Source organism: Fictibacillus enclensis (genome assembly GCF_001457035.1).
Taxonomy (GTDB): domain Bacteria; phylum Bacillota; class Bacilli; order Bacillales; family Fictibacillaceae; genus Fictibacillus_C; species Fictibacillus_C enclensis.
The window spans coordinates 387,970-414,640 of record NZ_KQ758619.1 but is presented as its reverse complement, the minus strand read 5'-3'; the positions used below and the strand labels follow the sequence as shown (position 1 = coordinate 414,640).

Genomic DNA, 26,671 nt, shown 5'->3' with positions numbered 1-26,671 from the left:
CTCTCATTGATCAGCAATTACACTACTTTTTCTGTTCCAAATGGTTCAAATTCCCCGTCTCTGAGCTTCCGCCGCAGGATTTTACCAACCGGGCTTTTTGGGATTTCCTTAACAAATACATATTTGCGCGGCCGTTTGTAATTGGACAGTTGGGGATGGTTCTTGCAAAACTCATCAAGCTCCTGGATAGACACCGTATGGCAGCCGGGAACAACAAAAGCGGATACAATTTGCCCCCACCTGTCATCCTCTTCCCCAACGATCGCAACCTCCAGTACCTTTTCATGTTCGGCCAGCACGTCCTCCACCTCCAAAGGATGGATATTCTCCCCGCCCGATATAATCATGTCATCCACTCTGCCGACCACGTACAAGTCACCGTCTTCATCCATCACACCAAGGTCTCCGGTAAAATACCAGCCGTCCCGAATGGCTTTCTGGTTCGCATCTGGCCGGTTCCAGTACCCTTTGAATGCTTCTCCCGATTCCAGGTTGACGATGATCTCCCCTACCTCGTCTTTGCCCACAATTTCTTCACAGGTTGCTGTTGCATCCGGGTCCGCCCTGACCAGCCTGATGTTTTGGTGGAATCCTGGTTTTCCGGCACAGCACGGTTTTTCGAATACGTTCGAATTGATCGTAAACGTGTAAACCTCTGTGCTGCCATAGTGGTTTACAAACACCTCGGGCTTTAGCTTCTCGATGCACTTTTCGGTCAGCGATGTGGTCATCGAGGCTCCCGCGTATCCGATCTTTTTCAGGGCAGAAAGGTCGTATTCGGCAAATTGGGGATGCTTCAGGATGTCATGGTACAAAGTGGGAACAAGATACAGACAGGAAACTGCTTCTTTACTGAGTAATTCAAGCGCATCCTTCGCATCGAAGTCAGGCAGTATAACCAGTTTTCCATTTAAAAAGGTAATGGAGAGCAGAGACCGCATGCCCATCGTATGGTAAAGAGGCATGGTGCCGAGTGTGCTTTCCCCTTCCGAATATTGATTCTGGATGATATGAGCAAGTGCCGACGCATACTCATTTTTATGACTTCTTGGCACACCTTTTGGCTTTCCGGTTGTTCCCGATGTGTAAAGCATTAGCGCAATGTCATCATCCTGAATCGCGGGTCTCTCATACGTATTGGGGCTTCTTTCAATCAGTTCGGAAAAATAGATATCCGCTCCCTCTACTCCATTAAGACCAATGTATACCGGCCGTTCGTTAAACCTTGCTTTTAACACCGCCTCCTGACTCGCATCTTCATAGACAATCGCCGTTGCTTCCGCGTCATTGAAGCAATACTCTACCTCCTTTGCCGATAGCCTGAAGTTCAACGGTGTGTATATGGCTCCCAGCTTTTGCAGAGACCAATAGAGGATTACATTTTCTACCCGGTTTTTGAGCAGAACCATGACGCGATCCTGCTGCTTGATTCCAATCCGTTGAAGCGATGCGGCAAGTTTATCAATCTGGTTGTTCAGTCTGGCGTAGGATATACGCTCTTCTTGCTGTACAACTGCATCCTTGTTCGGAAACCGCTCAACTGCAAATTCAAGTAACGTTCCAAGATTCATGGGTTCAACTCCTTTGCAAGACTTCTTTTTGGTTATCCTGAACCGTTTTCTGTACAGCCTTTACAATTCCGTCATAGCCTGTGCAGCGGCACAGATGCCCTGACAGGGTCTCTTTGATTTCTTTTGTGGATGGCTGTGGGTTCTTTTCAAGGAAATCGGTGATGGACATCAAGATTCCGGCGGTGCAAAAACCGCACTGCAGACCATGGCATTCCACAAAGTTCTTTTGAAGCGCTGTCATTTCTCCGTTGCAGGCCAGTCCTTCGACCGTCTTTATTTCCCTGTTATCGGCCTGCACGGCAAAAATGAGGCAGGACCGGACAGCTGCACCGTCCATGCTGATGGTACACGCGCCGCACACGCCATGCTCACAGCCGACATGGGTGCCTGTCAATCCGCATGTTTCACGAATGAAGTCACTTAGCAGCATTCGCGGTTCCACCCATTCGGAGTATGCTTTGCCGTTGATCGTCACATTTATCTCGGTTAAGGACATACTGCTGACCCCTTTGCTCTCTCGTATGCTTGGTGCACTACTCTCGTCGTCAATACCTTCGCCAATTGTGTCCGGTAGGCCGCAGAAGCGTGCAGATCCGATTCAGGCTCCACACTGCCCGCCACCACATCGGCCACTTTTTGCAGCGCTGCATCCGTAAGCCTTTCTCCTGCAAGAAGTTCTTTCGCATCACTAATTAAAAGGGGAATCGCCTCGACCCCGCCAAGAGCCAGCCGGATATCTGAAATTCGGTCATGAGCATCAAGCTCAAGCTGACAAGCGGCGGCTACAAGAGCAAAATCCCCATGACGCCTCGCCACTTCCTGAAAGGAAGACCCGACCCGTCCCTTCCAAATAGGCAAATGAACTTCAGTCAGCATTTCGTTGGGCATCATATCTGTCGTTAGAAATGTGAGAAAAAAATCCTCCGCCTTCACGCTTCTTGTTTCGTCTTCTGAAGAGATATGAAGCGTGCCATTGAGCGCCATCATTACAAGAGGAAGCTCGGCACTGGGGTCGGCATGGACAATGCTTCCTCCGATCGTTCCACGGTTTCTCGTTTGAAGATGGCCGATATGTGCAACCGCTTCGGTAACGAGACCGCATTGATCTTTGATGAGTTGTGAAGTCTCCACCGTATTTTGCCGGGTCATCGTCCCGATCTTCAACACACGATCATCGCTCTCGATAAAATTCAGATCCTGAAGACCGTTAATGTCAATTAAACATTCAGGTGTTGCCAGCCTCATGTTCATAATCGGCACCAGGCTCTGTCCCCCTGCAATAATCTTGCCGTCAAAACCGCTTGATTCGAGAAGAGACAGCGCTTCCGGAAGATCCTTAGGACGGTAGTAATCGAACTTGGCCGGTTTCATTATGTGCTCTGCCCCTTTCTTTAGGCGCTCTGTTCCATTCGTTTTAGTTCCTTGCCCAGTTTCTTAAAAAAGTCCTGAATCACCAGTTTTGCTACCCCTCCGAGCATTCGCTGGCCCACCATCGCTACCTTTCCGCCTACTTCTGCTTCATAGGAGTAGTTTAGAAGAGTCGAGCTTTCGCCATCCGGCGTCAAGTCTACGATTCCAACGGCTTCTACCGTTCCCGGAGCTCCTTCACCCTTGACCGCCAATTTGTAATGACGGGGCTCTTCCAGGTCGAGGATCTCAATCGTTGAAGAGTAGTTTCCTTTGATAGCCGCAATTCCAATGGACAGCTCTGCTTCATACTTGTTGTCATCCACCAACACAAGTTTTTTGCAGCCCATAATGCATTTTTCAAGCACAGCAGGATCAAGGAGCACTTCATACGCTCTGTTTACTCCTGCCTCCAATACCATATTTCCTTTTCCTTCCATTAGACGGTCACCTCTTTATTTTTGTTTTGCTTCGCTTGATTCAGAAGCGTCCAAATTCGATTGGGACTCAGCGGTAATGTGTCAATTTCTATTTGATATGGAGTGAGTGCATCACTCACCGCATTGGCGACAGCCACTGGCGCACTCATCGTATTGCCTTCCCCAAGGCCCTTGGCACCAAGCGGAGTCATGGGAGATGGCGTTTCGATATGCTTGATTGTCACGTTCGGGATTTCCGGGGCAGTCGGACACAAATAGTCCATGAATGATCCGGTTAGCAGCTGCCCTTTGTTGTCGTATACGAGCTCCTCATAGAGCGCCCCGCCCAGCCCATGGGCAAGCCCGCCAAAGATTTGTCCATCGACGATGAGTGGATTCAGTAGTTTCCCGGCATCGTGAATCGTGACATAATCGAGAATACGAACCTCCCCAGTATCCGGGTCAATCTCCACTGTTACCAGATCAGCCACAAATCCGTACGTGACAGATGAGTTGATGAGATCATTTTCATCAGGCGGCTCAGCCGCTTTTACAGAGTAATAGTATGTTTCATAGATTCCAGGTTCCATTCCTTCTGGAAGAGAAAGAGGATTCCAATGGGCAGATCCCGCCGCTCTTTTTAATGCATATTTTTTTGTCGGGTCGTTCTTTTCATAAAAAGCTCCGTCTCGCAGTTCCAGTTCACTCTCACTCACTTTCATCTGGTGAGAAGCAATTTTCATCAATTTTTCCTTCACCTTGTGCGCTGCATAAAAGACTGCGCTTGAACCCAATGAAGCAAAACGGCTTGAATAGCTGCCTGACGCAATGGACCAGGCGCTTGTGGACGTGTCCAGCTCTGCCACCACCTTGATTTTATCCGCCGGAATGCTCAATACCTCAGAAACGATTTGTGCCGCAACGGTTTCATGCCCTTGTCCGGAAGGTGTTGTACTGATCCTAACGTTCACGCTTCCCATTGGATCCATCGAAACGGTAGCCGCTTCCGAACAGCCCGATTTCGGCAGCGATTTTGCCCGTTCTTCCGGAGTCAGTGCCACCGTGATATATCCCATGTTAGACCCCGAAGGTTCGACAATGCAGGCAAGACCGACACCGACGATTTTCCCTTCCTTTCTTGCTTTTTCTTGTTTTTTGCGGAATTCCTCATACTTTCCGGTCTCCAGTGCCAGTTCGAATCCTTTCATATAGTCCCCGCTGTCATACATGCCGCCTGAAGCCGTTTTGTAAGGAAACTGCTCTTTTTTAATGAGATTTTCACGAATAACATCCGCCGGATCCAGATTCAGCTCGAACGCCACCCTTTGCATGATCCTCTCCAGAGGAAAATACAGTTCCTGGCCACCGTAGCCTCTGATCAGCCCTGTAGGCAGCTTATTCGTCATAATGGCGTAAGCATCAATATGCAGGTTGGGAATATCATAGGCACCCGTTGAATTTGCGTGTGTACGGTACAGGCAGGCGGGCTCGGGAGCCCTGATGTAGGCACCCACATTATCGATCATCTTCATGCGCAGCCCGGTTACCTTCCCGTTGTTCTTGACCGCCGCTTCAATATAGGTTACCCTGTCCGTTCCGCTGGAGCTGGCCGACAGGTGCTCCTGGCGGTCTTCAATCCACTTTACCGGGCATCCGGCAATCCGGCTGGCCACCGAAAGGAGCACCATGTAGGGAAAAGTTCCCGCTTTGATGCCATAGCTTCCCCCAATGTCCTTTGGAACAATAATTCTCAGCTTATTGCTTGGTATTTTCAGTGCCTGAGCCATGATGGCCTGGATAACAAACGGTCCGTGAAAATTAGCGTGCACCGTATACTGATTTTCACTTGATTCATAGTTTGCGATAATTCCGTATGTCTCCACAGGGGTTGCGGTATATTTCGGAAAAAGATATTTATGCTTAATGATCCTGTCCGCTTCTTCAAACGCCTGATCGACTTTTCCGTAATGAAACGTACGGTGATTGGCGATGTTGGATCCAACGTTTTCATGAAGGATGGGGGCATCTTCCTCCATTGAACCCTCAATATCAACGACCGGCGGGAGCGCTTCATACTTCACTTTGATCCGTTCCATCGCATCCTCGGCGATATATCGGCTTTTTGCAACCACGACCGCCACAGGCTCTCCGACATACCTTACTTTATCAACGGCGATTGGATAATAATGAACGGGAGCGCTGACACCTACACTGAACGGCTCAAGGTATTTCTTCACCTGCTCACCGGTTATTACTGCTTTTACTCCTGGCACCTTTTCAGCCTCAGCCGTATCGATCGAAACAAGATTGGCATGGGAGCTGGAGCTTCTTAAAATGGCCGCTTGAAAGGTCTGGGCAGGGGTTCCGATATCATCAATGTATTTGCCTTGTCCGGTCAACAGCCGCATGTCCTCAACTCTTGTCACGGCCTTGCCAATAACTTTGTCCATTTTAGGAGACCTCCTTTCTTAATAGCCTTCTGTAATCGTCCTTGGTATCAATATCAAAAGGGTGGCTTCTTCCCATTTCAACGGTTTGGGTCTCTCCGGAAAATTGCCTGATCACCTCGCGGCCCCCTTTGTCGCCCTTGACATCAAGCAGCCGGTCGAACATACTCCGTTGAAACAAGACAGGGTGTCCCTTCTTTCCCCGATAGGACGATTGATATATGGAATAAGCCTGGTTCCCCTGAAACTCCTCCAAAAGTAAATCAATCTCTCTGGTGGTGACAAGGGGCTGGTCCCCCAGCAGAAAAATGGCGGCTTCTGCTTCTGACGGCAACACGTAAAGGCCTGATTTCATAGACATCGACAATCCGCTGTCCGACTGATCATTCAAGAAAACCTTGCTGACCCCCGGAACAGAAGCCTCTGCAAGCAAACCGTCTACTTCCGGGTTAATCACAATGATTACACCGTCTGCTTTAGAATTTACAGCCGCATCTATTACGTGATGGATAAGTGTTTTTCCCTTGTGGCGCAGCATCATTTTTGGCGTTCCCATCCGTTTTGACTGCCCGGCTGCCAAAATGATGGCCCATGTGTTTTTTTGGGGAGTCACAATGCCAGTTCACCCACTTTCTTTTCCATGTATTTCGTGAAGCTCGTTTCCTTCATCACATGAAGAGGATTTCCGCTTCCCTTGTCTCGGTAGATCATGGTGATTTCCGCCAAAATACTGAGCGCAATTTCTTCCGGTGTTTTTGAGCCGATATCCAAGCCAATAGGACTGTGGAGACGAGAAAGTTGCTCCTGGGTAAGCCCGGAATTCATCTGATCCAACAGCTGGTACGTCCGTTTGTTCGGACCAAGCACCCCAATATATGGAGCCGCTGTTTTCAGTGACTGCTTCAGAAAAAGAGCATCCTGTTCAAAATGATGGGTCATAATGACCACAAACGAATAGCTGCCTATCTGAAGGTCCGGCCATTCTCCTTTTGAAACACAAACGAGATGATCGGCCTCCGGAAAATGTTGTTGGTTCACAAAAGCAGGACGATGATCGATGACAGTCACTTGCCAGTTCAATTGCTTTGCTCCCTTAATGAGAGGCACTGCATCCGGTCCTGCACCAAAAATGACCAGTTGTGGAGGAGGCGTGAGGGTTTCTGAAAATACAAGGGCCTCTTTCTCCCCGTAAGGGATGGAATATACCCCTGCCCTGGATTGATGAAAAGGAACCTGTTCACATACCCATTTTTCACCAATCAACACAGGGTCAGGTGCTTCTACAATAGTGGCGATGCTGACTTCATGGGCAAGTGCCGTTTGACAGATCTCCATGCTACGGGCTGCCTTTTCAGGGTCACCCAGTGAATCAAAGGGCTCCAGGAAAATATCAATGGAACCGTTGCATCCGAGGCCAAGGCCCCATAAATCGTCACCGCCACCTCGGAAATCATAGCTTATCGTTTTACAGGATGCCGACTTCAACACCTCTTTTGCGTGTTCCATGAAGTCTCCCTCAACACACCCCCCGCTTAATAATCCGGTTAACGTTCCATCTTCGCTCCAAAAGCATTTGGCCCCTGACTTTTGATAGGTAGAGCCTTCCGTACGGATAATTGTCCCCAAAACTCCCCGGAGACCGTTTTGGATACAGCGTTTCATTTCAAGATAAATCGGGAGCATCTACACACCTCCAGCTGATATCGTTAGTCCCTGCTCAGCCTCTAAATGAAATTGCTCACGGTAATCGCTCGGTGTTATTCCAGTAAGCTTTTTAAAGGTAGTGGCAAAATATCCCGAATTCGCAAAACCGGCATTGTTGGCAATCACTTCAATGGGCAGTGTTGACATTCTCAGCAGGGATTTGGCTTTTTGCACTCTGACAAACGACAGATATTCAACAAACGTCATTCCTGTTTCCTCTTTAAACAGTTTGCTGAAATAAGAAGGGCTCAGGTATACCTTGTCTGCAACACCTTTTAATGTGAGGGGTTCGCTGTAATAGATTTGCATGTATTGGATGGCGCTGCCGATCGGATTTTTCAGATCTGCAGTAAAGGGCTCTTCATTTGATTTCATAACCTGGTTTATACTTTTGCTCAGAACAGGAATCAACACCCTGTCTAACGTTTCAATCAGTTCATTTTTAGAAAGCGGTTTCAATAAGTAACCTAAAAAACCGGCATTGATGGACGATTGAACGAGTTCAAACATCTTTAATTGGGTCATCACGATAATCGGAAGGTCCGGATACAACTGAAGAGCTATTTTGCCAAACGCTATGCCATCGGTATCTGGCAAGGAAATATCAATCATGAGTGCGCTCGGCTTGCTTTGTTTCAGCAACAGCATCCCTCGATGGGCCGTACTGGATTCATAAATGGATAAAAAGCTGTATTTACTTTCCTGAATGATTGCACAAACTTCTCTTCGGCATTGTTTATCATTATCGACAATAAGTAATTCCGACACGTGTGCCCCCCCTCACATTCTTAAAGTAACGCAATTACAAAATCAGCAGTTTTAAAATCGAGTTTTGATCGTTTTAAAATTTTGTTATAATTTTCTGATATTGTTAAGATAACCGACTATAAAAAGTCGAAATATGTAGAATCTTTATCTATATCAAACCATAATAACACCACCCCGACAACAGACAGCGAGGTGGTGTTTCCTTTTTTGTGAATTTATGAGATTACTTGCGGTTCGACAAAGAATACTTGCATATCACGTCATTTTCATAAACCCTCCTCCGAGCAATGACATAGACTGACATAGAGGATTTCAGGGTTTTTCTCTGAAATAAATTCCATGGAGATGTTTGGCCCATTCACAGGATCGGCGTGACTAAAGGATTCCGTTTCGAGGTGCTTTTACAATAAACTTTTCGTAAAGATTGTTGCTTTTAAATAAGACAAGTTTAAATTTACTTTTTATGGTATTATTTTTTCAGTGCTTATTCAGCAAACGTAGCAGGATTGTGGAGGATAAGCGAACAGGCGATACATAATAGGAGGTTCAGATATGTTTTATCGAAGAAAATTTTATACTGTTAAAAGTGATTTTGTTGAGGAGTTCAATGCGCACTTTAACAATACAAACTTACCTAATCAATTAAAGCATGGTGCACGCTTGGTAGGGAGATGGATGAGGGATAACAAGGACAATACTGTCGAAATCTTTGCCATATGGGAATATGACAGCTATGAAAAATATGTGGAAATTGAAACAAATGTGAAAAATGATAAAGCACATGTTCAAAGGATTAAAGATTGGTACGAAAACAATGGCGGTAGAGAACAGGTGCTTAGTAAGTACATACTTGAAGTTAAAAATGAAGCACTAGAGTCTACACTAAAATAATTCATCTTCTATGCAAACTAGTATTGAATAACGAATACAGCCAGTCTATCGAAGAATGGCTGTGATTCTTTATACTATTTAGGGGGTTAAAAAAACAACAATCGAGCCTTTTATTATAAATTGCCAGTTCGTCTTCAACTCAAGCACCTTTTGTTTACGTACAACTATTGTTTACGTATCACAAATTTAGTGTTGAAGTCCTTTTCTACATTTCCATATTACTTACCTTTTGGGGGTTGTGCACCTGCAACCATTTATCAGCTTCGTTTATCATCCACGTTCCCATATCATCTAAAAAAACAATGATCGCATTCCCATTTTCTGTAGGATTAATAGCATATTTAACTGCTTGTTTCATTTCAGATTCTTTCTCTGGATAATACTTAGAAAATATCTCATACGCTGGGTACAAGTCTCTTGTATACTTCCTTTCTTTCTCAATGACAAGTGCAAGGCCTGCCCTAACGATGATTTTCATGATCCATGCGCAACAATCCAATATATCTTCTTTATCGTCATTGCCTGCAACGTCTTCTTTAGCTTGTTTGATTTGATTCTTTAAGTTAACAAGATGTTGGTTCCCAAGTGTTTTATCTGCCTTATAGTTAGGTAATTTCCCCCTTATATCTTCTCCATATACACAAACACTATGAGTCTTAATCATAAACGGAATGATTGAAAAGTTAATGGTTTCTATCATATCTTCAATGGAATAGAAACTAAACTCTACACCCTTTATACAATCATATTTTCTATTCAAGTCATTTTCTGCTTTATCCACCCATTTCAAGTCTATATCATTCTTTTCTCTATTCGTTATTGCTATTGTATCTAAGTCTGAAACCCCATATATACCCAATCCACGGGGAACTGACCCCCTGACATATACACTATGCAGATCGGAGCCCAAGTGTTTTTGGTAATTTTCTACTACCTCTTCTATCACCTTGTAAAATTCAGGTTTAACCTTTTCTAAATTTGAGTCGTTTATTATATAACCATTATCATTCGTCAAACAAAAACGTCCAATATTTTTAATATCAGTCAACGTATCTCCCCCTTGCTTTCTTTAAGTAATCTGCCCCGTTAGTTAGATGCGAAGCGCATATTGCCAGCATCCCAAGTGGCACTGATCTTGATCCGCACTACTTATTGTCCATTATAAAATATAATGTCATTTGCAGTGCCAAAAATAAGGAAACAAGCTAAAACTAGACTAAATAGGGAAAATGACGTGTGCCAATTCACACGTCATTTATTATGTCATTTATCAATAAAGCAACCGAAAACGGAATCCTTTAGTGTGTGACCGGTTTGCTTTTTTGCGATTAGTTGCTTGCGGCATGATTTAGTTTATCACTTTGAAACAAAAAAGATCGGTGGATAAGGGAGATCTTCCGCCCATACACCTGCCGCCACACTAACATAAACTGAAGGATACTTTTGTTCGGAATAGAAAGGAGAAATTAACTTTGGGCAAATTCCGGATCATGACCTTTGATGGAGGCGGCACTTTGGGGGCATTAAGCTTACAGCTTTTGAACCGATTGGCGAAAGTAACCCCGCAGCTCGTCCGTAAAACGGATCTTTTCGCCGGCACTTCCGTCGGTTCATTCACCGCCCTTGCGCTAGCCAGCGGAAGAACGCCAAAAGAGACCTTCCGTTATTTTAAGGAAGAAATTCTGCCGCCTTTCAGTGTTTCCCGGCCAGGTGGACCTGTTTTCAACCAGCAATTACCGTATTCTGGTTTCATTCAAGCGATACGAGAGTTTTTTCCGGATGACCTCCGCCTGAAAGACTTAAACCGCAGAGTGGTTGTGCCTGCGTTTCACTTGTACGACCAGAAATTGGATCGTTGGAACGTTGTCCTGTTCCACAACTTCCCCGGTTCTCCCTATTTAAATGAAAAAGCGAGTGATGTCATTCTGAGAAGCAGCGGGGCTCCCGCTACCCAACGTGCCTATCAGAACTATGTGGATGGATATATCTTTGCAGCAAACCCCAGTGCAGACAGCATCTCGTTGGCCGTTGGGAAGGCTGGTGTACCTCTGGACAAAATCGCGGTTTTATCCATTGGAACCGGTGAATCGCCGACACGCTTAAAAAGAGACACCAGAGGCTGGGGAATGGTGAGCGCAGATAACATCCGTCCCGAAAACCTGGAGGATTTGCCTCCAAACTGGGGCGTCCTCTTAGACCATGCAACGGATGAACCGTTATTGCCCTTTCTTCAAGTGACCGGCAGCAGCGCCTCGTATAATGCAACCATGATCAGTGGCAATCTGCTGGGCAAACGCTTTTTTCGATTAAACCCGCGCATCCCCAGCCTCTCCCTAACCGACCCTGCCTCCGCTCCCATTGTCATCGAGATTGCGAACGAAACCAATTTGCAGCAGGTTGTTCGTTTTGTGGAGAACTATTGGGGTGTATGCAAGTAGACTGACGTTGGCGTGAAGAGAACTTGACTAAATTCTATTAGTTTTGAGGCATTTTCGTGTGAAAAAGAATGCCTTTTGGGTTATCCATGCAGATTTAATCTAAACCGTTAGTAGATAAGGATAGGCCACAACAACCTACGCTGTTCAATTATCCTGCCCGGTTGTTCTATTGACTTTTGTTTCATACACCAGCATAGAAGATTGATCGTCATCGGGAACAGCGTACATTTTTATTCCTTGTTTCGTATTTTCAAGAAATACTGGATTCCGTGTCACAACATGTCCCTGAGTTGAAAACAGAGTAATGGGCAATTCGTGAACCATATCCATTGTTCTCATATCTAGTAAAGCTAGTCCACCTAATTCATATTTATCATTGGCAGATCCTTGTTGTGGCAATTCAGTAATGCCACTGCAAATCATGCTATCTTTTCCTGCGTTTTCACAATCCTGATAATCGATGAAATGACTAGGGTTATTTGATTTGCTAAGTACTTTTCCTTTTTCATTAAACCCATAAAAGGATCTTGAACCCCAACTTACAGCTTTTAAAGTTCCATGTTTTCCATCACGAAGAATTCCACCAATGTGGTCATTTGCGCGGAACACTTCCTTAGATTTCATTGTTTGAGGATCTATCTTGTATATGATTGACTTGCTGTTTGGGCGGTATTCGGCAGCGGGAACCCAAACCGATTTACCATCATAGGCAATGCCACCTGGGTGGTATATACTGCCTTCACCAAGCTTAATATCCTTTAAAAGTTCACCTTCATTATTGAATACAAAAAGGTGGCCAATGCCTTTACCTGGTGTACGGTCATAACCTTCTTGAGGCTTATTGTATTTTACCGGTTTTTCTATGATTTCTACGGAAGACATGTAATAAACGTCTCCAACTTTCGTCATTCCTTGTGGATGATAAGTGTTAAATTTAAGATCGATTTTTCCTTTTTGTTCCCAGGTATTATCCCGTGTAAGGTCTTGAAATTTCTCAACCATTTCATTTTCTTCTTTCCCGGAATTATGAGCATCAGCGTAGACAAACGCAGTTGATAAAGTACTAATAGCAATGGTGGCTGCTATTGCAAAAATTACTTTTTTCATTATTCATCCTCCTCAGTTTATTAATATCAAGTTGTCATATTAACCTTACACAAAGGATATTAAGAAAGAGTAATTTGCTTATTTGGTATTTGTAAACATTTGCTTACAAAATACAAGAACAAATTTACCTGAGGACATGAACTTAAGCAAAACACCACTGCGATCGGACCTCCTCCATAGTCATTCAGTAATTTTTGGCGATAAAGGAAGGGATAGGGCAGCCAGCAGCTTGTGCTCGGTTGGCTTTTTTGTGTTTACTCGGGGTTCAACAAAGGGAGTTTTTTCGCCCATACAATTGCATCCAAACTAACATAAACTGAAGGATACTTGTGATCGGAATAGAAAGGAGAATTTTCTTTGGGCAAATACCGGATCATGACCTTTGATGGAGGCGGAGTTTTGGGGGCATTAAGCTTACAGCTTTTGAACCGATTGGTGAAATTAACGCCACAACTTGTTCGTAAAACGGATGTTTTCGCCGGAAATTCCATCGGTTCCTTTACCGCTCTTGCACTAGCCAGCGGAAGAACACCAAAAGAAACTTTCCGTTTTTTCAAGAAAGAAATTCTGCCGGCATTCAGTGTTTCGCGGCCAGGTGGTCCTGTTTTTAATCAGCAATTGCCATTCTCCGGCTTTATTAAAGCGATTCGGGAGTTTTTCCCGGATGACCTTCGACTTAAAGACTTAAAACCAAAAGTTGTTATTCCTTCGTTTCACTTGTACGACCCAGAGGTGGATCGGTGGAATCCTGTGCTGTTCAACAACTTCCCTGGCTCTCCCTACTTAAATGAAAAAGTGAGCGATGTTATCCTCCGGAGCAGCGGTGCACCCACGGCACAACGCGCCTACCAGAATTATGCGGATGGCTATCTCGTCGCAACAAACCCATGTACGGCCTGCATTTCGTTCGCAGTTGGTAAAGCGTGCGTCCCTTTGGACAAAATTGCGGTTTTATCCATCGGAACAGGCGAACAGCCAACACAGTTAAGAAGAGATACCAGAGGCTGGGGAATGGTCAGCGCAGATAACATCCGTCCTGAAAACCTGGAGGACCTGCCACCGAACTGGGGCGTCCTCCTGGATCATTCAACGAATGAACCGCTGCTGCCCTTTTTGCAAATTACCAGCAGCAGCTCTGCCTATTATGAATCGATGGTTAGTGAGAACCTGCTCGGCAAGCGCTTCTATCGGTTAGATCCACGCATCCCTAATTTCTCTAAAACCGATCCAACCGTCGTCCCCGCTTTGATCGAGATTGCGAATGAGACTAACTTAGAACCTGTTGTTCGATTTGTGGAGAAAAATTGGGGTTGATGTTAGGAATGTAAGGAAGCCGCCCAAATCGGGTGGCTTTTTGCTGTTTGCTTGTGGTTTACGGGGTTATTTCGTGTTAATAACAAGGCTTTTGAGTTATCAAAGCAGTTAAATAGAGTCCGCAAAACGATTTTAGCCTCATATGAGCGAATTTAGATTACTTATCCGCGAAAAGTATTAAGCGCAAACGGTTTATGGGTAGTTGGTTTCTGCTTCCTGCGATGATAATAAATGATTCTACCTATGGACATCCTACCCACTCACTTTCCCTGCAATAATTGTGGAATTTCCCCGGAAATAGTTTATTATTTCTATTTCAGCATCTCGGCGTTTGTTCTTTCATTTTTGAAAGATTAATTTCATTTTTGAAATTTATTAGTTAAAAAACAAGCCCCTTTTTAAAAAGGGGCTTGTTTAGAGGAGTTTTTGCAATATTAGTTGTGGTTCGACAAAGAATACTTTCTTATCACGTCATTTTCATAAAAACGTCCATTTATTTCGTAATCAAGTCCAGATCTACCGGAATAAACTTGTCTACTTTTTCTTTCTTGCTTACTTTTACCGCTGTTTGTACGGCTTCTGAACCGATCATGTCCGGCTTTTGGGCAACGGTTGCGGCCATTTTTCCGTCTTTGATCGCTTTTTGTGCGTCATCGGTGGCGTCAAAGCCGACGACAATTACATCTTTCAAGCCTGCAGCTTCCAACGCTTGTAGGGCGCCAAGCGCCATTTCATCGTTGTGCGCGAATACTGCATCGACGTTTTTGTTGCCTTGAAGGATGTTTTCCATAACATTCAAGCCTTTGGCACGGTCAAAGCTTGCGGTTTGCTTCGCTACAACTTTCATTCCTTTTTCATTATCAACGGCTTTATGGAATCCTTCTCCACGCTCACGGGCGGCTGAAGATCCGGAAATCCCTTCAAGCTCGACGACATTTCCTTTGCCTTTCAGTTGCTTGGCAATGTATTCGCCTGCCATTTTACCGCCTTCCACGTTATCGGAAGCGATATGGGAGACTACTTTTCCGCCTTCTGCACTACGGTCGACGGTGATGACCGGAATGCCGGCGCTGTTGGCTGATTCAATCGCTGAGGAAATGGCAGCGGAATCTGTTGGGTTCACAAGAAGTACGTCCACACCTTGCTGGATTAAATCCTCGATGTCATTGGCCTGTTTTGCAGAATCGTCCTGTGCATCCACTGACTTAAGCTGCACGCCTGCTTTTTTCGCTTCTTTTTGAGCACCTTCTTTTAGCGTAACAAAGAACGGGTTGTTGAGTGTGGAAATGGAAAGACCGATTTTCAGATCCCCTTTGCCTTTTTTCTTGCTGTCGCTCTCTGTTCCTGGCGCTTTTGTGGAGCAAGCGGTCAAGAGCAGCGCTCCAACCAGCAATAGAACAAAACTTTTAACCATAGTTTTCATCATGTATTCCTCCCTATATTTTTTAATAAGTTAAGCGGCCTTCTTGCGGTCTAGCAATACGGCGAGAAGGATGACCCCGCCCTTTACGACCTGTTGATAGAAGGATGAAACGTTTAATAGATTCAGTCCGTTGTTCAGTACACCGATGATAAGAGCACCGATCAGCGTTCCGAAAATCCATCCTCTGCCTCCTGACAAGCTTGTTCCGCCAAGTACAACTGCTGCGATCGCATCGAGTTCGTACGCAGTACCCGCTGTTGGCTGTGCGGAATTCAATCGGGATGTAAGGATGATTCCTGCAAAGGCAGAAAGCAAACCGGTCAGCGAGTAGATCATCACTTTGATGCGGTCGACTTTTATCCCGGAGAGCAGTGAAGCCTCCTCGTTGCCTCCGATGGCGTATGTTCTTCGTCCAAAGGTCGTCTTTTTCAAAAGGAACCAAAGAACAGCGAAGGATGCGAGCATCCAGATGACCGGAATCGGGATACCTGCGAAATAGCCCCGGCCCATCAACACAAAGCTCATATCATCGGACAAGCCTGTGATCGGTTTTCCATCGGTGTATACGAGGGTCAACCCGCGGAATACGGTCATGGTAGCAAGGGTTGCGATGAACGGTGCAACCTTCCCTTTCGTGATGATCAAACCATTGATAGCACCCATGACGGCGCCCGCTGCCAATCCGACAAGCATGGCGAGTATCGGATCGGTGCCGCCGGCCATCAATCCTGCCGTTATGGCTCCGGACAATGCGAGCATCGAGCCGACGGACAGGTCAATGCCTCCCGTCAGGATGACAAAGGTGAGTCCAAATGCGATCAAAGCATTAATGGACACCTGCCGCAGTACATTTAAAATATTGGCCAATGTGAAAAACTGCGGACTTAATATGGATAGAACAATTAAGATAATAGCCAGTCCGATAAGCGGACCCAGTTTCTGAAAAATGCTGATCTTTCTTGTTGATGCAGACATTCTTACATCCCTCCTGTAGCAGCGTGCATGATTTTCTCCTGATCCGCTTCCTGACGGTGCAAGATTTTGGCGATCTTCCCTTCATGAATGACGAGAATCCGGTCACTCATGCCAAGGATTTCGGGTAGCTCGGAAGATACCATAATGATCGACACTCCCTGCTCGGTCAGTTCATTCATGATCTGGTAGATTTCTTTCTTGGCGCCAACATCGACCCCGCGGGTCGGCTCATCAAGGATCAATACCTTCGGCTGATTGTTCACCCATTTACCGATGACAATCTTTTGCTGGTTTCCTCCGCTCAACGACTTGACGGTTTGTTCCCGCCCTGACGTTTTCACGTGGAGTTTCTTAATCAGCCGGTCGGTTTCTTCCTGTTCCGATCGCGCAGAAAGAATTCCATTTTTTGAGACCGCTTTCAAATTGGTGAGAGTAAAGTTTTCTCGGACAGTCATCCCGATCACCAGTCCTTTGTCTTTGCGGTCCTCTGTGACAAAAGCCAATCCTGCGGCAATCGCGTCCGCGGGTTTTGAGATGTTCAAGCGCTGACCGTCCAGATAAACGGTGCCGCTGTCCTTTTTCTTGTATCCGAAAATGGCTTCCATGATCTCGGTACGGCCAGCACCCATCAATCCGGCGACTCCAAGGATTTCTCCCTGCTTTACATCAAAATGAATGTCCTTGAAGTGTTCATTCCGCGACAGGTTTTCCACTCTGAGCCGTTCCGGTCCAATCGTGACCTGTCGTACCGGGAACCGGTCACCAAGCTCGCGGCCGACCATCATGGAGACAATTTCGTCGAAGTCCGTTTCACTTACCATTTTTGTACCGATAAAATTTCCATCCCGCAGTACAGAGATTCGGTCACAAATACGAAAGATTTCCTCCATCCGGTGGGAAATATACACAATGCCTACGCCCTGGTTTCTCAGTTTTTCAATGACTTCAAAAAGGGCTTCGATTTCACGGTCGGTCAGTGCGGCGGTCGGCTCGTCCATGATGATGCAGTCCGAGTTCGTTTCAAGCACTTTCGCAATTTCGATCATCTGCTGCTGCCCGACAGACAGCTCGCCGGCGACCGCATCGGGATCGATCTTAACTCCTAATGCCTCCAGTGCTTTCCTTGCTTGTTTTCGCATGGCACCTGTCCGTAAAATTCCGCTTTTACCGTAGGTCAGTTCTTTTCCAAGAAACAGATTTTCGGTGACGGTCAGATAAGGAATAATGTTCAGCTCCTGATGGACAACGCCGATTCCCATTTCTTCCGCTTCCTTAGGCGAGGAAAAATGAACCTCTTTTCCTTTCACCATGGCTGTTCCCTTGTCCCGCTGGTAGATGCCGGCCATAATCTTCATTAACGTTGATTTGCCAGCGCCGTTTTCTCCCATAAGGGCGTGAACCTCTCCGGGCCTCACTTCAAAATTGACATCTTTTAACACGTGTACATCTGAAAAAGATTTATAGATTCCGCTTAACTGAACAAGTGGTGTTTCATTCATCAGAAAATCACCCCCGCTTGTAAAATGATGTTGGCATAAGGTGTGGTTTCACCTGTGCGGATGACCGCTTTCGCGTTTTTCGTTAACCTTTTGAACGTTTCGTGCGGCACCATCTGCTGTTTTGCCTCAGGCACTGTGCCCAGGACTTGCTGGAGGTAGGCGCTGTTTTCCTGCAGCTCCTCAGCAAACGTGATTTCTTCTGTCTCCATGTCCTCCACGACAGCCCTCAAGGTTTCCAGAAAGCCTGGTGTGCCCATGGTCAGGGAGATGTCGATCCGTTTTACGCCGTCAGGGATCGGCAGTCCGCAGTCTGCGATCACGATGGTGTCTGTATGCCCGAGCCGTGCCAGCACAGCTGCTATCTCACTGTTCAGCATCCCGTGTTTTTTCAATTGCCTCACCTCTTTTTCATGCTGTAATTTCTATAAAAATTTATCCGTTAACAGCGATAAACTGCTCGACTTCTTCCTTAGTTGGCATGCCGGTCTGGGCACCGAGCTTGGTGGTCGAGAGGGCCGCGACCGCATTTCCATATCTGCAGGCTTCTTGTAGCGACATGCCCTGGCTCAATCCAACAGCCAGTCCGCCGTTAAATGAATCACCAGCCCCAGTCGTGTCCTTTACCTCAACTGAGTAGGAAGGAAGGTTGACTTCCTCATTGTTTTGATAAAACGTAAGGCCATCCGATCCCTTAGTTACAATGATTTTGTCCTGAATGGAGGCTTGGTCACGATCTTGAAGCAGCCGTTCCAGCTCATGTTCATTAGGGGTGATATAGTCCGTTTGCTGTAGGAGTTCTTCAGACAACTCCTCTATAGGGGCGGGATTCAGGATGACCTTTACTCCGTTTTCCTTTGCGATGCTCACCGCCTTTTGGACACTTTCCAGCGGAATTTCAAGCTGTACCAACAGAAAATCACTGCCGGCAATGGCATCCCGCTTCTTTTCCACCAACAAAGGAGTCACACTATGGTTGGCTGCAGGAACCACAATGATGCTGTTATCACCTTCTGAAACAAGGATGGTAGCCGTTCCTGTTGATCCGGAAACCTGATCTACATGGCTGACATCGACGCCCTGTTTTTTCAGATGCTCCAGCAGCTCTGTGCCAAATACATCATCACCGACACAGCCTACCATCCGGACATCAGCTCCGAGTTTTGCCGCTGCCACTGCTTGGTTGGCTCCCTTTCCTCCAGGTATCGTCCTGAATTCCTGTCCAAGGAGGGTTTCTCCCATCTTGGGCACTTTTTCCGAAAGGGTCACCAGGTCCATGTTAATACTGCCTACTACTGTGATCTTTGGCGCCATGTTCTCGTCCTCCTTTGTTGTTGTTCTGTTTTCTGGTGGATTCCCGCTCGATTAGTTCAACCTTCAGTTCGAGGAACGTGCGCTCAACAGGCTTCTTTTCAATGAGCTTTACGAGCAGATCGGTAACCGCTGTGCCCATATCGTAAATCGGCTGCGCTATGGTGGTAAGCTCTGGTGTCGTCGCTTCGGCCATGGAAATTCCGTCAAACCCGATGATGGCCAGCTCCTCAGGCACCATTTTTCCAATCCGATGAGCGGCCTTTACTGCTCCGATCGCCATCACATCGTTTGCCGCAAAAATCCCGTCAATCTCTGGATGACGCTCCAAAAGCTCCACCGTTGCCTGGATCGCGGTCTTCATCACATAGTTTCCGTCCGCTATATAGCTGGATTGGAACCAGGGCGCGCTTCCCACTTCTTCAAGGTAGCCGTCCGCCCGCTCGTTCGCGTTGTCAATATGGTGGGGGCCCCTGAGATGGGCGATGCGCTCGCAGCCAATTTCTTTTAGATAACTTGTTGCCTTTTGCGCACCTTCCTTATTTTTTACGACCACTGTTGGAATTTCCGCGGTAATCTTACGGTCAATACTTACGACAGGTATGTTCAGCTCTTTCACTTTTTCAGCTGTGAGCGTATTGGAAGCAACAATCACGCCATCCACATACTTTTGGAGAAGAATCTCCAGATAATGCTCTTCCTTCTCCACATTCTCATCAGTGTTGCAAAAGAACACATTATAGCCCTTCTTGTGAGCCGTATCCTCCACCGCTCTTGCCAGTTCGGGGAAAAACGGGTTCACAATGTCCGGTACGATCAATCCGATTGTTTTTGATGTTTTTTTATAAAGGCTTCGGGCAACCGCATTTGGCTTGTAATTCAATTGCCTGATCGCTTCGTCTACCTTTTTCTTTGTTTCATTATTTACGTATCCATTGCTGTTGAGCACCCTGGATACCGTCGCCACGGAAACCCCCGCTTGTTTGGCGACATCTCTGATGGTTGCCATACTGAACACCCCATAAAATCCAAATCGCTATGTGTAACCGGTTACATGTGTTGAAATAAATAAGCGGTTCTGATGTGTAACCGGTTACACACAGTATAATTTCTCTTTTTATAAATGTCAAAGAGAAATTTTTGGCAGTCCAGGCTAGTGGATGTACATTACTTGCGCTAAAGACCCGAATACTTGTGAGAAGGTAAATATTACTTGCGGTTCGACAAAGAATAGTTGCATATGACGTCATTTTCATAAAAAATAATCCGTTATTGATTGAACAGTTTCTATCTCGTAAAATTAATTAAATAGGGGGTGATGACAGTGAAAATACAAATCATCGGTGGGTCTGGAGCCGGAAAAAGCACGTTGGCCCAATACATTAGTGAAAAAGAAAAGATTAAATGGATCGATACCGATCAATATTTGTGGAAAGATGATACTTTTACTGAAAATCATCCGATTGAAAAGCGGTTGGACATGTATCAAAAAGACATGGAGTCTTTCAGCAGTTATGCGGTCTCCGGTTCTATCGATTCATGGTATCCGCAGGGCTTTTGCAGCCGGGAGCTCCTGGTTTTTCTTTCACTTGATGAAACCATCCGATTAAAACGGTTAAGAGATAGAGAACGCCAACGGGAAAATCGAAATAAATCATGGTGGTTTGATGAAAACAGAGAGTACACAAACGACTTTTTAGAGTGGTGCAAAACCTATTACACGGCAAAAAGTAAGAGCAGTGCAGGCACATTTGCTCAGCATACGTATCTCATGACAATATCAAAAAGCCCCGTTCTTAAGCTTGATAGTTCCCAACCTGTTGAAGAACTGTACGAAGAAATCAGAAAGGAATATAAAAGACTCTATCCATAATCTCTTCTCCTCAGGACTTTATACCCATTATTTCCAGAACGATTGACAAACTTTTATGACCATAATAAAATTATCGACAGAATTATCTGTTTATTTTTTTGTTATATTATCAAAACTTAGTTTTATATTATAAAACTAATGAAGATTTTGCCTCCCTGTCCAAACAGAAGATTGTCTCATTTTTATCATTTTGAAAGCGCTGCCAATTAAGGCGTTTTAATAAATTTAGGAGGGATAGGTATGGCTATGGAAGCAAATCTGCAAACCAAGCAGGTAAAAACGGCCAATTTGGCAAAGAAGTTTCGGTGGACGGTCGTTATCTGGCTGTTGATCGGGGGTATTATCAATTATCTTGACCGTGCGAACCTTTCGATCGCTGCCCCGCAAATGATGAAGGATCTGGGGCTGACTGCCACGGATATCGGTTTATTAGGCACTGTTTTTTCATGGAGCTATGCCCTCATGCAGCTTCCGGCGGGCTGGCTGATCGACCGGTTTGGCACGAAAAAAGTGTATACCCTGGCCTTGATTTGGTGGAGCGGAGCGACAATGCTGACAGGCGCAGTATCCAAGATGGGCACGTTCATTTTCGCCCGCGTGCTGCTCGGTGTCGGTGAAGCACCGTGCTTTCCGACGATGGCAAAGATCACGTCTTATTGGTTTCCGAAAAAGGAACGCGGGCTGGCAACAGGCATTTGGGACTCCTCCTCCAAGTGGGGCCCTGCTATTGCACCGCCTTTGCTCGTATTCATCATGGTTACGTTTGGCTGGAGAGCCCTTTTTTACATCACTGGCGTTCTTGGCATCATATTCGCCATCGGATTCTACGTCTTTTACAAAAATCCGGACCAAAGCCGCAAGCTGACCAAACAGGAATTGGACTATATCCAGTCGGATGGGGCAGGTTCTGAGCAAAGCATCCAAACCTCCAAAATTAAATGGAGAGAGCTGTTCAAATACCGGAGTGTATGGGGAATGATTCTCGGCTTTTTCTGCACCATCTGGATCTGGAACATCTTCCTTGTCTTCCTTCCCCTGTTCCTGACGAACGTTCATGGTGTTACACTAAAAGAACTGGGAATTTATGCAGGGATTCCTTGGGTAGGTGGAATCTTCGGCAACATTTTCGGAGGCTACCTGACCAAAAAGATGGTGGACAAAGAAATGGCGTCACCGATCAAGGCAAAACGCATTGCGATTAGTGTAAGTGCCATTTGTGCTGCTATCGTCGTATGCGCTGTTCCGTTTGTCGAGAGCCTTGCCATGACGATCGCTCTGCTTACCCTTGCTCTTTGCTTTATTTCAGCGATGACTGGAAGTGCATGGGCGCTGGCCGGGGACATTGCCCCGCCGTCTATGGTCGCATCTGTCGGGTCCATTCAAAACTTTGGCGGGTATTTTGGCGGCGCGTTTTCTCCTGTCATCGCCGGCCTGATCGTCGACTCTACCGGCTCCTACTCTCTGGCTTTTATTTCCGGAGGCGTTATTGCTGGCTGTGCGGCCTTGTGCTACTGGTTCATCGTGAACAAACCGATTGAAAACTAAAAAGGAGGAACATCCTTGAAACCTTATGTTTACCTGGCAAAACCTGTACCAGAAGAAGTCGAAAACTATATTGCTGAACACTGCTCCTACGATAAATGGGAAGGCTCGGAGCCGATTCCCCGCAGCGAGCTGCTGCAGAAGCTGGGACAAGCAGAAGGTCTTTTGATTACCGGGGAAAAGATCGATGATGAACTGCTTGATCATGCGCCCAACTTAAAAGTCGTGAGCAACATCTCGGTCGGCTACAACAATTTTGATACGGATGCCATGAAACGAAGGAACATCATCGGGACGAACACACCGGACGTGTTGAACGAGACCGTGGCTGACCTAGCCCTCGCGCTCATGCTGTCTGCGGCCCGCCGTGTACCTGAGCTCGACAAGCTCGTGAAGGACGGAAAATGGGAAAAGAAAAGTGATGAACCGCTGTTTGGTGTGGACGTCCACGGAAAGACGCTGGGTATCATCGGCATGGGAAGGATTGGCGAGGCGATCGGCCGCCGTGCCAAATTCGGCTTCAACATGGATATTCTGTATCACAACCGCCACAGAAAGATGGAGACAGAAAAAGAACTGGATGCATCCTATGTGTCACAGGAAGAACTTTTACAGAAGTCGGACTTTGTGCTGCTGATGGTTCCGTTTACCGAAGAAACAAAGCATCTGATGGGCAGGGAGCAGTTTGCCCAAATGAAAAAGTCAGCCATTTTTATTAATACGTCCCGTGGACAAACAGTCGACGAAGGGGCACTGACAGAAGCTCTTCAAAATGGGAAAATCCTTGCTGCCGGCCTCGACGTCTTCGACCAGGAGCCAGTTTCGCCGGATAACCCGCTGCTCGAATTGCCAAATGTGGTGACCCTTCCCCATATCGGATCGGCCACCTACCAAACGAGATTTGATATGGCCATGCTTGCCGTCGAGAATTTGGTTGCAGCCGTAACCGGCAAAGAACCGGCCTCTGTAGTAGGTGAACTAAAAGGAGTATTGAAATAAACAACAGCCAGGTCATTTTAGCGGCCTGGCTTCGTATTGCTCGGCGACCTGTATTTTCTTCTTTTTAACCTTCAGTTCTTCGTGAAGCGTATACAGCTCCTGAAGGCTGTTCCCTGGAGGGGTTTCGGACATTACGGGAAGATGGCTTCCTCCGCCAATGATACTAAAAACAATAGGATGGACCATTTAATCGTACATGGTAAATAGTGCCCAGGTCCCTTTATCAAAGGAAAAAAAGTTACTTCCTTCTCATTCCAAAATAAACCTAAAGTTGGATTTTACAGTATGATTTGTCTGCTACTGTAAAACGGTAGCGTAAAAAAATAGCGAGAGGTGATGTAGATTGATGAAGATTGTAAAAAGAATTGCAGTTTTAGTCGTCATGGGGTTCACACTAGTAGCCACACCAAGCTTGTCGTACGCTCAAATGCTGGGAAAAGGGAGCACCGGCCGGGAAGTCACCGCTCTGCAGCATACGATGAAAAACGCCGGCTATTTTCATGGCCCGGTGACTGGATACTTTGGTCCTCTTACCAAAAATTCTGTTACGAACTTCCAACAGGCAGCCGGACTTGTTCCTGATGGAGTAGCCGGTCCTAAAACACTGAGAAAATTAAACGATTTGGACATTATGGCAAGGGTGGTCAACGGAGAGGCACGCGGAGAATCCTATATTGGTAAAGTCGCAGTTGCTGCCGTGATCCTGAACCGCCTGGAAGACCGCCGTTTTCCAAAGGATGCCTACCGTGTTGTCAACCAGACAAACGCGTTTACTGCCGTTCATGACGGCCAATACAATCTATCTCCCGGCCCCGATTCATATCGTGCAGTCGTTGATGCTTTAAAAGGCTGGGATCCTACATACGGTTCCGTTTTCTATTACAATCCAAACACGGCAACCAACCAGTGGATTTTCAAACGACAAAGCGTTACACGCATTGGCAATCATATTTTTGCTAAATAATTTTTTTATAAGCTAAAGCCGATCCTCTTGATGAGGATCGGCTTTTTTGGCGTGCAATTAAAAATTTGCTGTAATAATCTTTCAATAATCCCTAGCAAACTTGTAATTTTCTGTTATATTATAAAAGATATTGAAATTAATCCGATATAAAACATGCTATGAATTTTAGCCGTTACTAATAAAGAAGAGGTTGATGAAATGGATAGTCGTTCAGCAAAGCGCAAGAAAAAGCGCTCTGGTTTAAAGATTGCGTTAATCGTTATAGGGGTAATCGTGCTTATTGCTGCAGGCGGAATTTACTATGTCTATGGTTCCGTAAAAAGCACAGCCAACAAAATGCATGAAGGTTCTGAATGGAATGGATCGGACAAGCGTAAAGGTGCGCTGACACCTGACAAAGGTGATCCCCTATCCATCCTGATTCTTGGGGTCGATGAGCGACAAGGCGACCGAGGCCGTTCGGACACATTGATTTTAGTTACAGTCAATCCAAAAACAAACAAAATGGTCATGACCAGTATCCCGCGTGATACGCGCACCGAGATTGTTGGAAAAGGCAAAGAAGACAAGATCAACCATGCATACGCATTTGGCGGAGAAAAAATGGCCATCAAGACCGTTGAAAACTTCCTTGATGTTCCGGTCGATTATTATGTAAAAGTAAACATGGAAAGCTTCCAGGGATTAGTGGATGCGCTTGGCGGAGTAACAGTCGACAACGAACGCCTGGCGTTTAAATACGACGGTTATAACTTCCCGAAAGGCGAGTTAAAGCTAAGCGGTAAAGAAGCATTGGCTTACACCCGTATGAGAAAAGAAGATCCTCAAGGCGACTTTGGCCGTAACGCCCGCCAGCGCCAAGTGATCTCAGCGATCATTAACGAAGGAGCCCAGGTTTCTTCCGTAACAAAAATGGGAGACATTCTGGACGTGATCGGTTCCAACGTCAAAACCAACTTGACCTTTGATGAAATGAAAGACATTCAGTCCAAATACAAAGGTGCCCGCAACAACGTGGATAACGTAGAGATCAAAGGAAACGGCCAAATGATCAACGGCATCTATTATCTTATCGTACCGGATGAAGAACGCACACGCATCCAGACGATGCTGAAGGAACAATTGGAGATTTCTTAATAAATTAGATGAAGAAGGCTGCCCTCCGGGGTGGTCTTTTTTTGCGTGCTGGCGAGGGTTTAGCGTTTACTCACCGTTTTCCTGTGTTCACTCACGGAAATGTTTTGCTTACTCACCATATTAAAGACTTTACTCACGGAAATTCAGATTTTACTCACCGTTTTAAACCTTTACTCACCAATCACATCGTTTTCATAAAAAGATAAGAAAACCCCACGCAGCATAATAGTCTGCATGGGGTTTCATCATCTCTCTTATTCTTCCTCTTGAAGCTCTTCACCTTCTGCGTTCACAGGCTCTTGATAAAAATAAACGCCTCTGCCCGGGCTAGTGATCGCATCCGTTTCTTTTTTCAGCTTGTAAAGGATGGTTGTCAGGTTGGCTGGTGATAAGCCATATTGCCTGTCCAGTTCACGTCTGATTTCTGAAATGGTCAGGCTCTTGCTGCTGTCTTTCAGAACATCTCTTACGGCTTGGACGTTTGAAACCTTTGGTCTTGGAGCAGCTGCAGCAGAACTGCTGCTTGATGAGGGTAATGACTCCACCACCTCTTTTTTTCCAGGAACAGCCGTCGGTGCTTCATCCTCCAGCACTCCCGTTTCTACTGCAACAGCTGCCTCTTCCCTCACCTTCACCGGTTCTTTAAATGCAGCCAACGATGACAGGCTTGGCTGGCTGTCAATTTCCCGCAGCCGATCATATATTTCATTTCTTTCTTTTTGAAGTTCTTTCAGGAAAAATCGTTCTTTTTCCTCCATCTGCTGCAAACGAAAAAGCAATGCTTCTTTTTCACTAGACAATGTAAAATCCCCCCATATTTCTATATGTATCTACTCATTCATTACTAGAGTATCACAAGATATTGAGATAAATAGTGGCTAATTG

At 45.9% G+C, this 26,671-nt stretch carries 25 protein-coding genes; 8 read left to right on the top strand and 17 right to left on the bottom strand.

Annotated features, from left to right (window positions below):
* Window positions 1-17: 17 nt before the first annotated feature.
* From AS030_RS17315 to AS030_RS17280, 8 genes are read right to left on the bottom strand one after another with little or no spacing between them, the layout of a single operon-like run.
* A complete protein-coding gene (locus tag AS030_RS17315) occupies window positions 18-1,571 on the bottom strand; it encodes a class I adenylate-forming enzyme family protein (RefSeq protein WP_061973920.1) in 1,554 nt (517 codons plus the stop codon).
* Window positions 1,572-1,575: 4 nt separating this feature from the next.
* On the bottom strand, window positions 1,576-2,067 hold the full coding sequence (locus AS030_RS17310) for a (2Fe-2S)-binding protein (RefSeq protein ID WP_061973917.1): 492 nt from the start codon (window positions 2,065-2,067) through the stop codon (window positions 1,576-1,578).
* Window positions 2,058-2,942 (bottom strand): FAD binding domain-containing protein, encoded by an 885-nt coding sequence (locus AS030_RS17305; protein ID WP_061973915.1) that lies wholly within the window; start codon window positions 2,940-2,942, stop codon window positions 2,058-2,060. The genes AS030_RS17310 and AS030_RS17305 overlap by 10 nt, the downstream gene beginning before the upstream one ends.
* Before the next feature lie 20 nt (window positions 2,943-2,962).
* On the bottom strand, window positions 2,963-3,418 hold the full coding sequence (locus AS030_RS17300) for an SRPBCC family protein (protein WP_061973913.1): 456 nt from the start codon (window positions 3,416-3,418) through the stop codon (window positions 2,963-2,965).
* Window positions 3,418-5,847 carry a xanthine dehydrogenase family protein molybdopterin-binding subunit gene (locus AS030_RS17295; protein WP_061973912.1) on the bottom strand — a complete coding sequence of 810 codons (2,430 nt, stop codon included), beginning with the start codon at window positions 5,845-5,847 and terminating at the stop codon, window positions 3,418-3,420. Before AS030_RS17295 ends, AS030_RS17300 begins: the two co-directional genes overlap by 1 nt.
* A 1-nt stretch (window position 5,848) precedes the next feature.
* The gene (locus tag AS030_RS17290) at window positions 5,849-6,457 is read right to left on the bottom strand and encodes a nucleotidyltransferase family protein (RefSeq protein ID WP_240482384.1); all 609 of its coding nucleotides are present in this window, start codon (window positions 6,455-6,457) and stop codon (window positions 5,849-5,851) included.
* On the bottom strand, window positions 6,454-7,527 hold the full coding sequence (locus tag AS030_RS17285) for an XdhC family protein (protein WP_061973910.1): 1,074 nt from the start codon (window positions 7,525-7,527) through the stop codon (window positions 6,454-6,456). The genes AS030_RS17290 and AS030_RS17285 overlap by 4 nt, the downstream gene beginning before the upstream one ends.
* The gene (locus tag AS030_RS17280; protein ID WP_061973908.1) at window positions 7,528-8,316 is read right to left on the bottom strand and encodes a response regulator transcription factor; all 789 of its coding nucleotides are present in this window, start codon (window positions 8,314-8,316) and stop codon (window positions 7,528-7,530) included.
* Between the two features lie 552 nt (window positions 8,317-8,868).
* Here AS030_RS17280 and AS030_RS17275 point away from each other — a divergent pair.
* Window positions 8,869-9,207, top strand: coding sequence for an NIPSNAP family protein (locus AS030_RS17275; RefSeq protein ID WP_061973906.1), 339 nt, complete (start codon window positions 8,869-8,871; stop codon window positions 9,205-9,207).
* Window positions 9,208-9,412: 205 nt separating this feature from the next.
* Here AS030_RS17275 and AS030_RS17270 read toward each other — a convergent pair whose 3' ends face one another.
* On the bottom strand, window positions 9,413-10,255 hold the full coding sequence (locus AS030_RS17270; protein WP_061973904.1) for a hypothetical protein: 843 nt from the start codon (window positions 10,253-10,255) through the stop codon (window positions 9,413-9,415).
* Between the two features lie 424 nt (window positions 10,256-10,679).
* On the opposite strand from AS030_RS17270, the gene AS030_RS17265 reads away from it, so the two are divergent.
* Window positions 10,680-11,645, top strand: coding sequence for a patatin-like phospholipase family protein (locus AS030_RS17265; RefSeq protein ID WP_061973902.1), 966 nt, complete (start codon window positions 10,680-10,682; stop codon window positions 11,643-11,645).
* Between the two features lie 144 nt (window positions 11,646-11,789).
* On the opposite strand, the gene AS030_RS17260 is transcribed toward AS030_RS17265, so the two are convergent.
* A complete protein-coding gene (locus tag AS030_RS17260; RefSeq protein ID WP_061973900.1) occupies window positions 11,790-12,752 on the bottom strand; it encodes a DUF6454 family protein in 963 nt (320 codons plus the stop codon).
* A 357-nt stretch (window positions 12,753-13,109) separates the two neighbouring features.
* On the opposite strand from AS030_RS17260, the gene AS030_RS17255 reads away from it, so the two are divergent.
* Window positions 13,110-14,066 (top strand): patatin-like phospholipase family protein, encoded by a 957-nt coding sequence (locus AS030_RS17255; RefSeq protein ID WP_061973898.1) that lies wholly within the window; start codon window positions 13,110-13,112, stop codon window positions 14,064-14,066.
* Window positions 14,067-14,559: 493 nt separating this feature from the next.
* Here AS030_RS17255 and rbsB read toward each other — a convergent pair whose 3' ends face one another.
* The 6 genes from rbsB to AS030_RS17225 are packed head-to-tail and all read right to left on the bottom strand — an operon-like array spanning window position 14,560 to window position 20,280.
* Window positions 14,560-15,489 (bottom strand): ribose ABC transporter substrate-binding protein RbsB, encoded by a 930-nt coding sequence (rbsB, locus tag AS030_RS17250; RefSeq protein WP_061973895.1) that lies wholly within the window; start codon window positions 15,487-15,489, stop codon window positions 14,560-14,562.
* A gap of 30 nt (window positions 15,490-15,519) precedes the next feature.
* Window positions 15,520-16,464 (bottom strand): ABC transporter permease subunit, encoded by a 945-nt coding sequence (locus tag AS030_RS17245; protein WP_061973893.1) that lies wholly within the window; start codon window positions 16,462-16,464, stop codon window positions 15,520-15,522.
* A gap of 2 nt (window positions 16,465-16,466) precedes the next feature.
* Window positions 16,467-17,963, bottom strand: a complete 1,497-nt coding sequence (locus tag AS030_RS17240) for a sugar ABC transporter ATP-binding protein (RefSeq protein WP_061973891.1) — start codon at window positions 17,961-17,963, stop codon at window positions 16,467-16,469.
* The gene (rbsD, locus tag AS030_RS17235) at window positions 17,963-18,355 is read right to left on the bottom strand and encodes a D-ribose pyranase (RefSeq protein ID WP_061973889.1); all 393 of its coding nucleotides are present in this window, start codon (window positions 18,353-18,355) and stop codon (window positions 17,963-17,965) included. The genes AS030_RS17240 and rbsD overlap by 1 nt, the downstream gene beginning before the upstream one ends.
* Before the next feature lie 40 nt (window positions 18,356-18,395).
* Window positions 18,396-19,274, bottom strand: coding sequence for a ribokinase (rbsK, locus tag AS030_RS17230; RefSeq protein WP_061973887.1), 879 nt, complete (start codon window positions 19,272-19,274; stop codon window positions 18,396-18,398).
* On the bottom strand, window positions 19,240-20,280 hold the full coding sequence (locus tag AS030_RS17225; protein ID WP_061973885.1) for a LacI family DNA-binding transcriptional regulator: 1,041 nt from the start codon (window positions 20,278-20,280) through the stop codon (window positions 19,240-19,242). The genes rbsK and AS030_RS17225 overlap by 35 nt, the downstream gene beginning before the upstream one ends.
* Before the next feature lie 315 nt (window positions 20,281-20,595).
* On the opposite strand from AS030_RS17225, the gene AS030_RS17220 reads away from it, so the two are divergent.
* The 5 genes from AS030_RS17220 to AS030_RS17200 all read left to right on the top strand — a co-directional run bounded on the left by AS030_RS17220 (window position 20,596) and on the right by AS030_RS17200 (window position 25,786).
* The gene (locus AS030_RS17220) at window positions 20,596-21,144 is read left to right on the top strand and encodes an AAA family ATPase (RefSeq protein WP_061973883.1); all 549 of its coding nucleotides are present in this window, start codon (window positions 20,596-20,598) and stop codon (window positions 21,142-21,144) included.
* Between the two features lie 240 nt (window positions 21,145-21,384).
* Window positions 21,385-22,689: an MFS transporter gene (locus AS030_RS17215; RefSeq protein WP_240482381.1), complete on the top strand. Its 1,305-nt coding sequence runs from the start codon at window positions 21,385-21,387 to the stop codon at window positions 22,687-22,689.
* 15 nt (window positions 22,690-22,704) lie between these two features.
* The gene (locus AS030_RS17210; RefSeq protein ID WP_061973881.1) at window positions 22,705-23,685 is read left to right on the top strand and encodes a 2-hydroxyacid dehydrogenase; all 981 of its coding nucleotides are present in this window, start codon (window positions 22,705-22,707) and stop codon (window positions 23,683-23,685) included.
* A 346-nt stretch (window positions 23,686-24,031) separates the two neighbouring features.
* A complete protein-coding gene (locus AS030_RS17205) occupies window positions 24,032-24,649 on the top strand; it encodes a cell wall hydrolase (RefSeq protein WP_061973879.1) in 618 nt (205 codons plus the stop codon).
* A 198-nt stretch (window positions 24,650-24,847) separates the two neighbouring features.
* Window positions 24,848-25,786 carry an LCP family glycopolymer transferase gene (locus AS030_RS17200; protein WP_061973877.1) on the top strand — a complete coding sequence of 313 codons (939 nt, stop codon included), beginning with the start codon at window positions 24,848-24,850 and terminating at the stop codon, window positions 25,784-25,786.
* A 254-nt stretch (window positions 25,787-26,040) separates the two neighbouring features.
* Here AS030_RS17200 and AS030_RS17195 read toward each other — a convergent pair whose 3' ends face one another.
* Window positions 26,041-26,586, bottom strand: coding sequence for a Rok-like winged helix domain-containing protein (locus AS030_RS17195; protein ID WP_061973875.1), 546 nt, complete (start codon window positions 26,584-26,586; stop codon window positions 26,041-26,043).
* Between the last annotated feature and the right edge of the window lie 85 nt (window positions 26,587-26,671).